This is a genomic window from Nocardioides sp. (assembly GCF_041393715.1).
Taxonomy (GTDB): Bacteria; Actinomycetota; Actinomycetes; order Propionibacteriales; family Nocardioidaceae; genus Nocardioides.
On record NZ_JAWKJQ010000003.1, the window covers coordinates 220116 to 235094 of the forward strand.

General features: G+C 73.8%; 13 protein-coding genes. All 13 read left to right on the forward strand.

The window, feature by feature from the left end; all coding sequences use genetic code 11:
• Nucleotides 1-142 precede the first annotated feature (142 nt).
• The gene (gene mraZ / locus R2740_RS06435) at nt 143-571 is read left to right on the forward strand and encodes a division/cell wall cluster transcriptional repressor MraZ (protein WP_371301864.1); all 429 of its coding nucleotides are present in this window, start codon (nt 143-145) and stop codon (nt 569-571) included.
• A gap of 213 nt (nt 572-784) precedes the next feature.
• The gene (locus R2740_RS06440) at nt 785-928 is read left to right on the forward strand and encodes a hypothetical protein (RefSeq protein WP_371301865.1); all 144 of its coding nucleotides are present in this window, start codon (nt 785-787) and stop codon (nt 926-928) included.
• Between the two features lie 9 nt (nt 929-937).
• Entirely contained in the window at nt 938-1924 is a 987-nt protein-coding gene (gene rsmH / locus R2740_RS06445) for a 16S rRNA (cytosine(1402)-N(4))-methyltransferase RsmH (RefSeq protein WP_371301866.1), read from the forward strand.
• 11 nt (nt 1925-1935) lie between these two features.
• Nucleotides 1936-2577 (forward strand): hypothetical protein, encoded by a 642-nt coding sequence (locus R2740_RS06450; RefSeq protein WP_371301867.1) that lies wholly within the window; start codon nt 1936-1938, stop codon nt 2575-2577.
• Nucleotides 2578-2743: 166 nt separating this feature from the next.
• Entirely contained in the window at nt 2744-4480 is a 1737-nt protein-coding gene (locus R2740_RS06455) for a peptidoglycan D,D-transpeptidase FtsI family protein (RefSeq protein ID WP_371301868.1), read from the forward strand.
• A 61-nt stretch (nt 4481-4541) separates the two neighbouring features.
• Nucleotides 4542-6062, forward strand: a complete 1521-nt coding sequence (locus tag R2740_RS06460; RefSeq protein WP_371301988.1) for a UDP-N-acetylmuramoyl-L-alanyl-D-glutamate--2,6-diaminopimelate ligase — start codon at nt 4542-4544, stop codon at nt 6060-6062.
• Nucleotides 6059-7474 (forward strand): UDP-N-acetylmuramoyl-tripeptide--D-alanyl-D-alanine ligase, encoded by a 1416-nt coding sequence (gene murF, locus R2740_RS06465; RefSeq protein WP_371301869.1) that lies wholly within the window; start codon nt 6059-6061, stop codon nt 7472-7474. The genes R2740_RS06460 and murF overlap by 4 nt, the downstream gene beginning before the upstream one ends.
• Nucleotides 7471-8556: a phospho-N-acetylmuramoyl-pentapeptide-transferase gene (gene mraY / locus R2740_RS06470; RefSeq protein WP_371301870.1), complete on the forward strand. Its 1086-nt coding sequence runs from the start codon at nt 7471-7473 to the stop codon at nt 8554-8556. The genes murF and mraY overlap by 4 nt, the downstream gene beginning before the upstream one ends.
• A complete protein-coding gene (gene murD, locus R2740_RS06475; protein WP_371301871.1) occupies nt 8538-10016 on the forward strand; it encodes a UDP-N-acetylmuramoyl-L-alanine--D-glutamate ligase in 1479 nt (492 codons plus the stop codon). The genes mraY and murD overlap by 19 nt, the downstream gene beginning before the upstream one ends.
• A 116-nt stretch (nt 10017-10132) precedes the next feature.
• On the forward strand, nt 10133-11407 hold the full coding sequence (gene ftsW, locus R2740_RS06480; protein ID WP_371301872.1) for a putative lipid II flippase FtsW: 1275 nt from the start codon (nt 10133-10135) through the stop codon (nt 11405-11407).
• A 10-nt stretch (nt 11408-11417) separates the two neighbouring features.
• Nucleotides 11418-12494 (forward strand): undecaprenyldiphospho-muramoylpentapeptide beta-N-acetylglucosaminyltransferase, encoded by a 1077-nt coding sequence (gene murG, locus R2740_RS06485; RefSeq protein WP_371301873.1) that lies wholly within the window; start codon nt 11418-11420, stop codon nt 12492-12494.
• Nucleotides 12491-13906 (forward strand): UDP-N-acetylmuramate--L-alanine ligase, encoded by a 1416-nt coding sequence (murC, locus tag R2740_RS06490; RefSeq protein ID WP_371301874.1) that lies wholly within the window; start codon nt 12491-12493, stop codon nt 13904-13906. Before murG ends, murC begins: the two co-directional genes overlap by 4 nt.
• Complete coding sequence (locus R2740_RS06495; RefSeq protein ID WP_371301875.1) at nt 13903-14649, forward strand: cell division protein FtsQ/DivIB; 747 nt, start codon at nt 13903-13905, stop codon at nt 14647-14649. The genes murC and R2740_RS06495 overlap by 4 nt, the downstream gene beginning before the upstream one ends.
• Nucleotides 14650-14979: the final 330 nt, after the last annotated feature.

A 14979-nucleotide genomic window follows, 5' to 3' on the forward strand; every position in this document is an offset into this window, starting at 1 on the left:
TCCCAGGTCAGCGAGGCGTTCGACGGTGGAAACCCGGCGATTTCCTGGCCGGATGTGGTTGACGGTGGGGGAAAGTGGGGTAAGGTGGTGGAAAGTGGAGGAAGCGGGCGCCGCAAGGGGTCCGGCAGAGGCGGAGGTGGCGATGTTCGTCGGCACCTACACCCCGAAGCTGGACGACAAGGGGCGGCTGTTCCTCCCGGCGAAGTTCCGGGAACAGCTGGAGGACGGGTTGATGGTCACGCGAGGGCAGGAGCGCTGCCTGACCGTCTACTCGCTGACGGAGTTCGGTGTCCTCACCGAGCGCCTCCGCGAGGCCTCGCTCACCAACAAGACCACCCGTGACTACGTCCGGATGCTCACCTCCGGCGCCTTCCAGGAGGTGCCGGACAAGCAGGGGCGGATCACCATCGCGCCCCTGCTGCGCTCCTACGCCTCCCTGCAGAAGGACGTCGTGGTGATCGGCTCGATGAACCGGGTCGAGATCTGGGACCCCACCAGCTGGGAGACCTACCTGGCGGAGCAGGAGCAGCGCTACGCCGACCTCAGCGAGGAGATCTTCCCCGGGATCTGACCCCGCTCGAGGACCACCAGCACCACCAGCACCACCACAGCCAACTCCACACAGGACTCGTCAGGCGAGGCTCGTGCCCGCTCCGCTGCCGCCATCTGGGGCACCTTCCCCGGTTCCAGAGGGCGCTTCCCCACACGGAGCGGGCAGGGACCTGGCCCGACGACTCCACCAGCACCAGCACCAGCGCCATCACCAGCACAGGGGGTCGAGACCATGAGCAGCCTGCCGATCACCGGCCCACGGCCACAGCGGGTGCGCCACCAGGCCCGCCAGTCACTGGCCGTGATGGCGATGTCGGTCGGCCTGTCGGCCGGTTTCGCGACGGTGCTCCTGCTGCTCACCCGGCTGGGCCGCTAGGCGGCCACGATGAGCTCCCCCCAGCACGTCCCGGTCCTGCTCGACCGGGTCGTCGCTCTTCTGGAGCCCGCCCTGGACCATCCGGGCGCGGTGCTCGTCGACGCGACCCTCGGTCTCGGCGGGCACTCGGAGGCGGTGCTGGGTCGGTGCGAGCTGGCCCGCGTGGTCGGCATCGACCGCGACCCGGCCGCCCTGGAGCTCGCCGGACGCCGGTTGGCCGACTTCGGCGACCGGTTCACCCCCGTGCACGCGGTCTACGACGAGATCCCCGACGTGCTGCAGGACCTCGGGATGGCCGAGGTGAGCGCGGTCCTGTTCGACCTCGGTGTCTCCTCGATGCAGCTCGACCTGGTGGACCGCGGCTTCGCCTACGCCGCCGACGCGCCGCTGGACATGCGGATGGACCCCACCCGCGGACGGACCGCGGCCGAGGTGCTGAACACCTACCCGGCCGCCGACCTGGCCCGGGTGCTGCGCGTCTACGGCGACGAGCGGTTCGCGCGTCAGATCGCCGCGGCGGTGGTGCGCGAGCGGGAGAAGGAGCCGTTCTCCACCTCCGCCCGCCTCGTCGAGCTGCTCTACGACGTGATCCCGGCCCGCGCCCGGCGCACCGGTGGTCATCCCGCGAAGCGCACCTTCCAGGCGCTGCGCATGGAGGTCAACGACGAGCTCGCGGTGCTCCGCCGCGCGGTGCCTGCGGCCGTCGACGCGATCGCGGTGGGCGGTCGGGTGGTCGTGGAGTCCTATCACTCGGGGGAGGACCGGATCGTCAAGCGGGTCTTCGCCGGCGCCGCGCGCACCGACGTACCCGACGACCTGCCGTTCGTCCCTGAGGGGCACGAGCCGGTGCTCCGGCTCGTGACCCGCGGCGCGGAGAAGGCCGGTCCCGACGAGGTGCGAGACAACCCGCGCGCCGCGTCCGTCCGGCTGCGGGCCGCCGAGCGGGTCCGCCCCGGTCGAGTCTCCAGCCCCGACCCGCGCGAGGGAGCAGCCTGATGAGCAGTCCGATGACGAACCCGGTGAGCGCCGGGCTGCGTCGTGCGCCGCGGCTGGCCGACGCCGCGCTGACCCGGGCCCGGCTGACCGTGGTGCCGCGGGTGCGCGCGCGAGCGCCGCGGGTGCCGTTCGTGCTGCTGGTCTCGCTGGTCCTCGCCCTCGGCGTCGTCGGGCTGTTGATGTTCAACACCTCGATGCAGCAGGCCTCCTTCACGGCCTCCCGGCTGGAGGACAAGGCGACCGCACTGAGCGCGCAGGAGCAGGCGCTGTCGGTGCAGGTGGAGGCGCTGCGCGACCCCCAGCGGGTGGCCGAGCAGGCGCAGTCGATGGGCATGGTGCTGCCGAGCGGGTCGTGCTTCCTGGTGCTGTCGGGCAAGCAGCCGGCCTGTGCCGCGTCCCCGGCGCCGGAGCGGCTGCGGCTGCTGCCCGCCGCCCCGGTCAAGCCGGCGATCCTCGATCCTGCGCCGATCACCGTGCCGGCCAAGGCGACCGACGGCGCGAAGCACAGACACGACAACAAGGCCAAGAAGAAGGCCAAGAGCAAGACCAAGAACCGCCAGGACACGGGCTCCGCCTCACCTGGGTCCGGCTCCGCCCAGGGTAGTAATGGCGGTACGCCGGACCGCGGGACGCCGGCTCGTGCCGGCCGCTGATCCGAGACCCCTCCGAGGAGCACCTGTGTCGCCTGCCGCGCGTCCCCGCCGAGGGACCGGTCGACGAGACTCCGGTCGCGGCCGCCTGGCTCGCCGGCCGGCCGGTCGCCCGGGGTCGGGCCGGTCGTCCTCCACGGTCTCCCGGGTCCGCCGCGGCTCGCCCCACGTGCGGCTGCGGGTCGGCTTCGTGGTGATCGCGATGGTGCTGTCGGTCTTCGGCGCCCGGCTGGTGCAGCTCCAGGGCCTCGACTCCGAGTCCTACGCCGAGATGGCCGCCGCCGAGGGCTCGGTGCAGATCGTGCTCCCGGCGACCCGCGGCGACATCCTCGACCGCAACGGCGAGCCCCTGGCGGAGTCCATCGACGGGCTGATGCTGGTGGCCGACCCCCAGCTGACCCGCGACCAGGCGCCCGAGCTGGCGCGCTTCCTGGCCGACGAGATGGGCCTGGACTACTTCGACACCCTCGACCGGCTGCGCGCGCCCGACAGCCGCTTCCAGTACCTCGCCCGCCGGGTGCCCGCGGCCCAGGCGACCGCGGTCGTCGCCAAGGCGGAGGCCGAGGGGTTCGAGGGGCTCGGCACCGAGCGCGACCCGGTGCGGGAGTACCCCGGTCACGACGTCGCCGCCAACGTCGTCGGCTTCCTCGGCACCCCCGACCCGCTCGAGGGCGTGCAGCCGCTGGCCGGTCTGGAGCTCACCTTCAACAAGCGGCTGGCGGGCAAGGACGGCAAGGCGACCTACCAGGTCGGCAAGGGCTATCGCATCCCGCTGGCCGACAGCACCACGGTGGACCCGGTGGAGGGTCGCGACCTGCACACCACCCTCGACATGGACCTCCAGTGGTACACCCAGCGGGTGCTCCGCCAGACCGTCGAGGACGCCGGCGGCGACTCGGGTGTGGCGATCGTCCTCGACAGCCGCACCGGCGAGATCCTGGCCCTCGCCGACGACCCGACCTACGACGCCAGCAAGCCGTTGGACTCTCCCAAGGAGGACCTCGGGTCGCGCGCGCTCAACGACGTCTACGAGCCCGGCTCGGTCGAGAAGGTGCTGACCATGTCGTCGCTGCTCGACGCCGGCCTGGTCACGCCGCGGCAGCACATCCTGGTGCCGCCGGAGCTGGCTCGGCAGGACCGGGTCATCCACGACTGGTTCGCGCACGGCGACCTCAAGCTCACCCTGGCCGGGGTGCTGGCCAAGTCGTCCAACATCGGCACCGTGCTCGCGGCGGACAAGATGTCGCCGCGCCGGCTGTGGCGCTACCTGCGCGGCTTCGGGCTCGGACAGCGGACCAACGTCGGGATCCTCGGCGAGGCGCCCGGCATCCTCACCGACGGCGCCGCGATGACCCCGCAGACCAAGGACCGGGTCGCCTTCGGCCAGTCGATGTCGGTCAACGCCCTGCAGATGGCGGCCGCGGTCAACACCATCGCCAACGGGGGAGAGCACGTCTCGCCCAGCCTGATCGAGGGCAGCGCCCGCACCCGCGGCGGCCAGGTGGTCGGGACCGACCACGCCACCGTCAACCGGGTGGTCAGCGCCAAGGCGGCCCGGCAGACCGCGCGGATGATGGAGCTGGTCGTCGACCCCGACGTGGGCGTCGCGCCGGCAGCGGCGGTGCCCGGCTACCGCGTCGCCGGCAAGACCGGCACCGCGCAGCGCGTGGGTGAGGGCTGCAGCTGCTACGACGGCACGTTCACCGTGTCCTTCGCCGGCTTCGCCCCGGCCGACGACCCGCGACTGACGGTCTACGTCGTGGTCCAGAACCCGCGCAACGGCGGTGGCGGCGGCTCGGTCGCGGGTCCGGCGTTCAGCAAGATCATGGGCTACGCGCTGCGCCACTTCGCGGTGCCGCCGACCGGCACCAAGGCGCCGGCGCTGCCGGCGACCTGGGGCCAGTGAGGCCGGCCCCCGTCCCCGACACCCCGCTCGGCGTCTCGCCGGGCGGTAGCCTCACGGCGTGCTGACCGAGGACCCATCGACGCGTCCCCGACGTCCGGTCGGCCGGACCGTCGCCGAGGTCGCCGCGTGGCTCGAGGACGAGGGGGTCCCGCGGCGGCTGCTGGGCGAGGCGCCCGGCGACACCCGGGTCACGGGGATCACGCTCAGCTCACAGCGGGTCCGGCCGGGCGACCTCTACGCCGCCCTGCCGGGGTCGCGCACCCACGGCATCTCCTACCTCGCAGACGCGCTGGCCGCCGGGGCCGGCGCGGTCCTCACCGACGACGAGGGGGCGGCGAGCGTGCCGGCGGGTCTTCCCGGAGTCGTGGTCGACCGGCCCCGGCGAGTGCTCGGCGAGCTGTCGGCGTACGTCTTCGGCCGGCCGGCGGACCGGCTCACCCTGATCGGGGTGACCGGCACCCAGGGGAAGACCACGACGACCCGGCTCGCCGAGGGCGGGCTGCTGGCGGCCGGCGTCCCCGCGGCGGTGATCGGCACGGTCGGCACCCGGATCGGAGGTCGCGACGTCGCGACGGCGCTGACCACCCCGGAGGCTCCGGACCTGCACGGGCTGTTCGCGCGGATGGTCGAGGACGGCGTGGCGGCGTGTGCCATGGAGGTGTCCAGCCACGCGCTGGTGATGGGCCGGGTCGACGGCGTCGTCTTCGACGTCGCCGTCTTCACCAACCTGGGTCGCGACCACCTCGACTTCCACGACGACCTCGAGGACTACTACCGCGCCAAGGCCTCCCTGTTCACGATCGAGCGCGCGCGGCTGGGACTGGTCTCGGTCGACGACGAGCACGGGCAGCGGCTGGTGCTCGACGCCTCGATCCCGGTGCGCACCCTCTCGCTGCACAACCCCGGCGCCGACTGGCGGGCCGTCGACGTGGTCGCCAGCGCGACCGGGTCGACGTTCACGGTGCTCGGGCCCGACGGCCTGGAGGTCGCCGCCGGCTGCCCGCTGCCCGGGGAGTTCAACGTCGCCAACACGCTCGCGGCCGTGGCGGCCTGCGCCGAGGCGGGCTACGACGCGGCGCGCGTCGCGGCCGGCATCGCCGCCGGCCCGGGCGTCCCGGGCCGGCTGGAGCGGGTGGACGCCGGTCAGGACTTCCTGGTGGTCGTCGACTACGCCCACAAGCCCGACGCCATCGAGGCCCTGCTCGGCACCCTGCGGCCGCTGACGGCCGGCGCACTGATCATGGTGGTCGGCGCGGGCGGCGACCGCGACACCGGCAAGCGACCGCTGATGGGCGAGGCCGCCGCGCGGCTCGCCGACCTGGTGGTGGTGACCGACGACAACCCGCGCAGCGAGGACCCGGCCGCGATCCGGCGGGCGGTCCTCGCGGGGGCCCGCGGCCCGGCGGAGCTGGTGGAGGTGGGCGACCGGAGGACAGCGATCCGGGCAGCGCTCGACCGGGCCCGGCCCGGCGACGTGGTGGTCGTGGCCGGCAAGGGGCACGAGACCGGCCAGGAGGTCGCCGGCGTCGTGCACCCCTTCGACGACCGGGTCGTGGTGACCGAGGAGCTCGCCGCCCGATGATCTCGATGACGCTCGCCCAGATCGCCGAGGCCGTCGCCGGCGTCGTCGTCGGACCGCCCGACCTGGTGGTGAGTGGCGAGCCGTTCCTCGACAGCCGCGAGCCGGTCCCCGAGGGCCTGTTCGTCGCGGTGGCCGGTGAGCACGTCGACGGCCACGACTATGCGGCTGCGGCGGTCGACCGTGGCGCCGCCGCCGTGCTGGCCTCCCGCGACGTCGGCGTGCCGGCGGTGCTGGTCGACGACGTGGTGGCCGCGCTCGGGCGGCTGGCTCGGGCCGTGCTCGACCGACTGCCCGACCTGACCGTGCTGGCGCTGACCGGCTCCCAGGGCAAGACCGGGACCAAGGACTTTCTCGGCCACGTGCTGGCGGCCGCCGGCCCGACGGTCGCGACCCGCGGCAACCTCAACAACGAGCTGGGCGTCCCGCTGACGGCCCTGCGGTGCACCGGGGACACCCGCTTCCTGGTCGTCGAGATGGGGGCCCGCGGCGTCGGCCACATCGGCTACCTCTGCAGCATCGCGCCGCCCCGGGTCGCCGCGGTGCTCAACGTCGGCACCGCCCACCTCGGGGAGTTCGGCTCGGTCGAGGGGATCGCCCGGGCCAAGGGCGAGATCGTCGAGTCCCTGCCGGCCGACGGCGTGGCGGTGCTCAACGCCGACGACCCGCGGACCGCCGCCATGGCGTCCCGGACGGCGGCACGCGTGCTGACCTTCGGGTCCGCCGGCGAGGTCGCGTGGCGAGACGTCACCGCCGACGACCTCGGCCGGCCGGCGTACTCACTCGGGTTCGCGGGGGAGTGGCTGCCGGTCCGGCTCTCCCAGGTCGGCTCGCACCAGGTCGCCAACGCGACGGCGGCGGCCGCGATGGCGCTCGCGGCAGGGGTGCCGCTGGGCCTCGTCGCCGAGGCGCTCAACCGGCCGGCGCCGGGCTCGCGGTGGCGGATGGAGCTGCACCAGCGCGACGACGGCCTGGTCGTCGTCAACGACGCCTACAACGCCAACCCCGCCTCCATGCGCGCCGCGCTCGACGCGTTGCGCGATCTCGGCCGGCGGCGCGGGCGCACGTTCGCGGTGCTGGGGGAGATGCGCGAGCTGGGGCCCGGGGCCGGCGCGCTGCATCGCGACGTGGGCGGCTACGCCGCCGCGTGCGAGGTCGACGTGGTGGTCGCCGTCGGCCCCGAGGCCGCCGCCATCGCCGCCGGTGCTCGGCACGCCCCGGGCTGGGCCGGGCTGGCGGTCGACACGGCGGGGCGTGACGCCGCGCTCGCCTGGGTACGGAACAATGTCACGGCCGGGGACGTCGTACTCGTGAAGGCGTCCCGGGGCGCCGCGCTCGAGGTCCTCGCCGAGGGTCTGCTGGCTCCCACCGGCGCCGCACCGACAGCCAGCGACCAAGGAGACCCCGGGGCATGAGAGCGATCCTGTTCGGCGGCGCGTTCTCGCTGCTGATCTCGCTGCTCGGCACCCGGGTGGCCATCACGGTGCTGTCGCGGCGCGGCTACGGCCAGGAGGTCCGCGACGACGGCCCGACCAGCCACCACACCAAGCGCGGCACGCCCACGATGGGCGGACTGGTGATCATCCTCGCCACGGTCGTCGGCTACGCCCTCGCGAACCTGCTCACCGGCACCGAGCCGTCCGCCTCGGCCTTGCTGCTCCTCTTCTTGTTCGTCGGCATGGGCCTGGTGGGGTTCGTCGACGACTTCATCAAGATCGTGAAGCAGCGCTCTCTCGGTCTGCGCAGCAAGGCCAAGATGGTCGGGCAGACGGTGGTGGCGATCGTCTTCGGCGGCTTGGCCCTGTCACCGATGCTGGAGGACGAGAACGGCCGGACCCCGGCCTCCGACAGCATCTCGTTCCTCCGCGACATCCCTGCCCTGGCGCTGCCTTCCATCGTGATCATCCTGTTCATCTGGGGGATCGTCGCCGGCTTCGCGAACGGCGTGAACCTCACCGACGGCCTCGACGGGCTCGCCACCGGAGCCTCGATGATGGTGTTCGGCGCCTACACGATCGTGAACATCTGGCAGCGCAACCAGTTCTGCCAGGACCTGCCCACCGCCAACTGCTACGACGTCCGTGACCCGCTGGACCTGGCGATCGTCTCGGCGGCGATCACGGGCGCCTGCTTCGGCTTCCTGTGGTGGAACGCGCCCCCGGCGGCGATCTTCATGGGCGACACCGGCTCGCTCGCGCTGGGTGGCGGTCTGGCCGGGCTGGCGGTGCTGACCCGCACCGAGCTGCTGCTGGTGGTCCTGGGCGGGCTGTTCGTGCTCGAGACCCTGTCGGTCATGGTCCAGGTCACCTGGTTCAAGGCCAGCAAGAGACTGACCGGGACCGGGCGACGCGTCTTCCGGATGACACCGATCCACCACCACTTCGAGATGCTCGGCTGGGAGCAGGTCACCGTGGTGATCCGCTTCTGGATCATCACCGGTCTGTGCGTGGCCGCGGGGCTCGGCATCTTCTACGCCGAGTGGGTGGCCGGGTCGTGACCGACGGCGGTCCGACCGGTCCCGCCGCCCTCGACTCCCTCGGGCGCGACGACTCCTGGGAGTCGGTGCGGGCGGTGGTGGCAGGCTTCGGCGTCTCGGGCTTCGCCGCGGCCGACAACCTGACCCACCTGGGCGCCGCCGTGACCGCCCTCGACGAGGCGACCAGCGACGTGCAGGCCGAGCAGGCCGCGCTGCTCGAGGTGCTGGGCGCGACCGTCCGGCTCGGACCCGGCAGCACCGCCACCCTGCCCGACGACGTGGACCTGGTGGTCACCTCTCCCGGGTGGCGACCCGACGCGCCCCTGCTGGCCCAGGCCGCGGCGCGGGGCATCCCGGTCTGGGGGGAGGTCGAGCTGGCCTGGCGGCTGCGCGACCCGGCGCGGCCGGTGCCGTGGCTTGCTGTCACGGGCACCAACGGCAAGACCACCACGGTGCAGATGCTCGACGCGATCCTGCGGGAGTCCGGCCTGCGCAGCGCTGCCGTCGGCAACGTCGGACGGCCCGTGGTCGAGGCGGTCATGGACCCCGCGCCGTACGACGTCTTCGCGGTGGAGCTCTCGAGCTTCCAGCTCCACTACACCTCCTCGCTCGGGGTCGAGTCCGCTGCGGTGCTCAACGTGGCCGAGGACCACCTGGACTGGTACCCCTCCCTCGCGGCCTACGCCGCCGACAAGGGGCGGATCTACCACGGTGTCGAGCGGGCGTGCGTCTACAACGTCGAGGACCCCGAGACCGAGCGGCTGGTGCGCGAGGCCGACGTCGTCGAGGGGGCCAGGGCGGTCGGGTTCACGCTGGGGATGCCGGCCGTGGGGATGCTGGGGCTGGTCGACGACATCCTGGTCGACCGAGCGTTCATCCCCGAGCGAGCCACCAGCGCGGCCGAGCTCGGCACCCTGGCCGACCTCGCCTCGCCGGCCCCGCACATGGTGGCCAACGCGCTGGCCGCGGCCGCACTGGCGCGCGGCCACGGCGTCAGTCAGGCGGCGGTGCGCGACGGGCTGCGTGGCTTCCGGCCCGACGGTCACCGCATCGCCACGGTCGGCGAGGTCGAGGGCGTCACCTACGTCGACGACTCCAAGGCCACCAACCCGCACGCCGCGCTCTCCTCGCTGCGCGCCTACGACTCGGTGGTGTGGGTGGCCGGCGGGCTCGCCAAGGGCGCCCGCTTCGACGAGCTGGTCGAGGCGGTGCGCGACCGGCTGCGCGGCGTGGTGCTGCTGGGGCGCGACCGGCACGTGATCGCCGAGGCGCTGGCTCGGCACGCCCCCGACGTGCCCGTGGTGTCGGTCCCCGACGACGCGCCGGACCCGATGGACGCCGCCGTGCGCGAGGCGGCCGCGCTCGCCGGCTCCGGCGACACGGTGCTGCTCGCCCCCGGCTGCGCGTCGATGGACCAGTTCCGCAACTACGCCGCCCGCGGCGACGCCTTCGCCGATGCCGTCCGTCGCCTCCCCTCCTGACCGCCTCGCGACACACCCCCGCGCCTGACCCCCTCAAGCCGCGTGGCCAGCGAGACTGGTGGGACGGACGTGGCGGACGGGCCACGCCTCGTGACGGGTCTGACGACGGGAGCGGGATGACGACGGTGCGGCCGGAGGCCTCCGGGTCCGTTGCCGCCGAGCCGCGCTCGCTGACCGCGACCGTACGCCGCCACCTCGAGCCGGTCCGCCAGCTGCTCGACCGACCCCTGACGCCGTACTACCTGCTGCTGGTCGCCCCGGCGCTGCTGCTCGCGATCGGTCTGGTGATGGTGCTCAGCGCCTCGAGCGTGGAGGCCTACAAGTACCACGGAGACAGCTACTACTGGGTGCGCCGCCAGCTGATCGCGGTGGCGATCGGCCTGCCCCTGGTGTGGATCGCGATCCGGCTGCCGATCAGGTGGCTGCGCCGGCTGGCACTGCCCGGGCTGTTCGTCGGCATCGGGCTGCTGGCGCTCACCCAGACCCCCCTCGGCATCACCGTCAACGGCAACACCAACTGGATCGGCGTCGGGCCGCTCCAGCTGCAGCCGTCGGAGTTCGCCAAGCTCGGCCTGGTGCTCTGGGCGGCACACGTCTATGCCAACAAGGAGCGGCGCCTCGACCAGCTGCACCACATCCTGGTGCCGGTCGTGCCCGGCATGCTCGTGGTCGTCGGGATGGTGCTCTGGCAGCGCGACCTCGGCACCGCGCTGGTGCTCCTGGCGATCATGCTCGCGATGCTCTGGGCCGTGGGCGCACCCGGTCGGCTCTTCGCCCTGGCGGCCTCGATCGCCGGCGTCGGTGCGCTGTACCTCGCGACCACCGACTCCGAACGACGACAGCGGCTGCTGAGCTTCACCGACCCGTTCAAGGACTACCACGACGCCGGCTGGCAGCCCGCCCACGGCCTCTACGCCCTGTCCTCCGGCGGGTGGTTCGGCGAGGGCCTCGGCGCCAGCCGGCAGAAGTGGGGCGACCTGCCCGAGGCGCACACCGACTTCATCTTCGCGGTGCTCGGCGAGGAGCTCGGCCTGCTCGGCACCGTGCTGGTGGTGCTGCTGTTCCTCACCATCGCCTATGCCGCCATCCGGGTCGCCACCTCCACCGAGGACGCCTTCGTCCGCTACGCCTCCTTCGGCATCGTGGTGTGGCTGCTCGGCCAGATGATGATCAACGTCGGCATGGTGCTGGCCCTGCTGCCGGTGATCGGCATCCCGCTCCCGCTGGTGTCCTACGGCGGCTCCGCGTTGCTGCCGTCGCTGGTCGCCCTCGCGCTGCTGGTCGGGTTCGCGCGGCGTGAGCCCGAGGCGGCCCGCGCCCTGGCGCTGCGCCGCAGACAGCGCTCCTCGGGGGTGTCGGCCAGGCGCGCCCGGAGCCGGCGAGAACCCTAGGCTGGGTCCGATGCGCATCCTGCTCGCCGGCGGCGGAACCGCCGGACACACCTCGCCCCTGCTCGCGACCGCCGACGCGCTGCGTCGGCTCGACCCCGAGGTCGAGATCACCTGCCTGGGCACGCCGCGCGGCCTCGAGAACACCGTGGTCCCGGCCGCGGGCTACCCCCTCGAGCTGATCCCGCCGGTGCCGCTGCCGCGCCGGCCGAGCCTCGACCTCGCGAAGGTCCCGCTGCGCCTGCGGGCCGCGGTCAAGGAGACGCTCGCGGTCTTCGACCGGGTCCGCCCCGACGTCGTCGTGGGCTACGGCGGCTACGTCTCGATGCCGGCGTACCTCGCCGCCCGGAGGCGACGCGTCCCGCTGGTCGTGCACGAGCAGAACGCCCTGCCCGGGCTGGCCAACCGGGTCGGTGCGCGGCTCGCCGGACGCGTGGCCGTCAGCTTCCCCGACACCCCGCTGCCGCGGGCGGAGTACGTCGGTCTGCCGATCCGGCGGATGATCTCGACGCTCGACCGGGCCGCGCTGCGCGCCGAGGCCCGCGAGACCTTCGGCCTCGACGCCGACCGGCCCACCCTCCTGGTGACCGGCGGCTCGCAGGGTGCGCGCCGGCTCAACCAGGCGGTGAGCGGCGCCGCCGCGGCGCTCGCCGAGCGGGGTGTGCAGGTGCTCCACGTCGTCGGCCCGCAGGGCGAGGCCAGTCCCGCACCGACCGACGTCCCCTATGTCGTGGTGCCCTTCGTGGACCGCATGGACCTCGCCTATGCCGCCGCCGACCTGGTCGTCTGCCGGGCGGGGGCGAGCTCGGTCACCGAGGCGGCCGCCGTCGGGCTGCCGGCCGTGTTCGTGCCGCTCCCGATCGGCAACGGTGAGCAGGAGCACAACGCCAAGCCGGTGGTCGATGCCGGTGGTGGCCTGCTGGTCGACGACGGCGCGCTCACCTCCGAGTGGGTCGCCGCCACGGTCCCGGCCCTCGCGACCGACGGCGAGCGGCTGGCCGAGATGGGCCGGGTCGCCGCCGCGCTGATCCCGCGCGACGCCGATGACGCCCTGGCCGCGATCGTGCACGAGACCGGGGCGGCGCGGTGAAGGTTCCGGTCCCAGAGGTGGTCCCGCCGCTCGCCGCGCTGGGGCCGGTGCACTTCATCGGCATCGGCGGCGCCGGCCTGTCGGCGATCGCCAAGATCATGCTGGCGCGGGGCGTGCGGGTTTCCGGCAGCGACGCCCAGGACGGTCCGGCGCTGGAGGCGCTGCGCGAGCTGGGTGCGCGGGTGTACGTCGGCCATGCGGCCGAGCAGCTCGGCGACGCCGAGACCGTCGTGGTCTCGACGGCGGTCCGGGACACCAACCCGGAAGTCGTCGCGGCCCAGGAGCGGGGGCTGCGGGTGTGGCCCCGGTCGGCCGGGCTGGCCGCGGCGATGCAGGACCGTCGGGTGCTCGCGGTGGCGGGGACCCACGGGAAGACGACGACCACGTCGCTGCTGGCGATGGCGCTGCTGCAGGCCGGCGCCGACCCGTCGTACGCCGTCGGGGGCGACCTCGCCCAGCTCGGCACCAACGCCCACGCAGGAGCGGGCGACCTCTTCGTCGCCGAGGCCGACGAGAGCGACGGCGCGTTCCTCGTCTATCACCCGCACGCGGCGATCGTGACCAACGTGGAGGCCGACCACCTCGACCACTTCGGCACCGAGGAGGCCTATCGCGCGGCCTTCGACGAGTTCGTCGACACCATCGACGCCGACGGGCTGCTGGTCGTCTGCGCCGACGACCCGGGCGCGGCCCGGCTGGCCGACCTCGCGCGTGCGCGCGGGCTCGCGGCGGTGACCGCGGGAGAGGCGGAGACCGCCGACGTGCGTGCGGTCGGGCTCACCCTCGACGGCGGCGGCTCGACGTGCCGGGTCGTCGACGCCGGTGCCGACCTCGGCGAGCTCCGGCTGCAGATCCCCGGCCGCCACTACGCCCTCGACGCGCTGGCCGCGCTGGCGATGGGGCTGCGCCTCGGCTTCGCGTACGGCGACCTGGCCGCCGGACTCGGCGCGTTCACCGGCACCCGCCGGCGCATGGAGCGCAAGGGCGAGGCGGCCGGCGTCCGGGTCTACGACAGCTATGCCCACCACCCCCAGGAGATCGCCGGCGACCTGACCGCCGCCCGAGCGGTCGCGGGGGAGGGCCGGGTGGTCGTGGCCTTCCAGCCGCACCTGGTGTCGCGCACCCGGCTGTTCGGCGCAGCGATGGGGCAGGCACTCGGCGCGGCCGACGACGTGGTCGTGCTCGACGTCTACCTCGCCCGCGAGGACGCCGATCCCGAGGTGACCGGCGCGCTGGTCGCCGACGCCGTGCCGCTGGCCGCCGACCGGGTGGAGTTCGTGCCCGACTTCGACGCCGTGCCCGAGGCCGTCGTTCGCCGGGCCCGGCCGGGTGACCTGGTGCTCACCCTCGGGGCCGGGAGCGTCACCCAGCTGGCGCCGCGCATCCTCGCCCTGCTGGAGCAGCGCCGATGAGCGAGGAGGTCCGCACCAGGCCCGCCGCCGACCAGCGCACCCGCCGGCGGTTCGCACGGCGTCAGTGGGCGCGTCGCTGGGGCGCCTGGCGATGGGGGGTCACCACCGTGCTCGCGGTCGGCCTCCTGGTCGGCGCCGGCTGGCTGGTGTTCGTCAGCAGCGTGCTGGCCGCCGACGAGGTGACCGTCACCGGCACCTCCTACCTCACCGAAGGCGAGGTGCGGGACGCGGCGCAGGTCCCGCTCGGCACCCCGCTGGCCAGAGTCGACCTCGGCCTGGTGGAGCGCCGCGTCGAGGCGCTGCCGGCCGTCGCCGGCGCCACCGTGACCCGGTCGTGGCCGCATGCCGTGGACATCGTGGTCACCGAGCGCACGCCGGTCGCCGTGCTCACCGTCGACGGCACGATCATGGGCATGGACGCCGAGGGCGTGCTGTTCCGCGAGTACGCCCGGGCACCCGCCGACCTCCCCGACATCCGCACCACCGGCGCCACCGACCGGCGGGTCCGGCAGGAGGCGGCCTCCGTGATCGCGGCGCTGCCGGACGCCGTCGCCCGGCAGGTCGACCACCTCGAGGTGTCCTCGATCGACCAGATCACCCTGGCGCTGCGGGACGGGCGCTCGGTGCTGTGGGGCAGCGCCGACGAGTCCGCCACCAAGGCGAAGGTGCTCGCTGTCCTGCTGCAGCGCAAGGGCCAGGTCTACGACGTCAGCGTGCCGGCTCAGCCGACGATCCGCTCCTGAGGGACGACCGGGGAGCGCCGGTGACGGGGGAGCGGGGCCGGGAGACGTCTACTGGTGCGTACGACGCACCGGCTGCGCCGTACGCACCAGTAGACATGGGTGACCGGACACCACCAGCACCGCCCGACACAAGAATCTCGTCGCGTCTCCCGCGTGTCTCCACGGCGGGGGCGGCTCGGCTGCCTACTGTCGTCGACATCGCGAGGTTGACATAACTATAACCCTCAGGCTCAGGGTTACGGTTCCGGCAGCAGCCGGACGGCCTCGCGACTTCCCCGCAGGGCAGCACCCGGCACCACCGCTGCCACGGCCCCGTGTCGTACCCGCTCC

Excerpts from the sequence above, each read along its gene's own strand:
- mraZ (WP_371301864.1), top strand. The coding sequence starts at position 143 with ATGTTCGTCGGCACCTACACCCCGAAGCTGGACGACAAGGGGCGGCTG.
- R2740_RS06440 (WP_371301865.1), top strand. The coding sequence starts at position 785 with ATGAGCAGCCTGCCGATCACCGGCCCACGGCCACAGCGGGTGCGCCAC.
- rsmH (WP_371301866.1), top strand. The coding sequence starts at position 938 with ATGAGCTCCCCCCAGCACGTCCCGGTCCTGCTCGACCGGGTCGTCGCT.
- R2740_RS06450 (WP_371301867.1), top strand. The coding sequence starts at position 1,936 with ATGACGAACCCGGTGAGCGCCGGGCTGCGTCGTGCGCCGCGGCTGGCC.
- murF (WP_371301869.1), top strand. The coding sequence starts at position 6,059 with ATGATCTCGATGACGCTCGCCCAGATCGCCGAGGCCGTCGCCGGCGTC.
- mraY (WP_371301870.1), top strand. The coding sequence starts at position 7,471 with ATGAGAGCGATCCTGTTCGGCGGCGCGTTCTCGCTGCTGATCTCGCTG.
- ftsW (WP_371301872.1), top strand. The coding sequence starts at position 10,133 with ATGACGACGGTGCGGCCGGAGGCCTCCGGGTCCGTTGCCGCCGAGCCG.
- murG (WP_371301873.1), top strand. The coding sequence starts at position 11,418 with ATGCGCATCCTGCTCGCCGGCGGCGGAACCGCCGGACACACCTCGCCC.
- R2740_RS06495 (WP_371301875.1), top strand. The coding sequence starts at position 13,903 with ATGAGCGAGGAGGTCCGCACCAGGCCCGCCGCCGACCAGCGCACCCGC.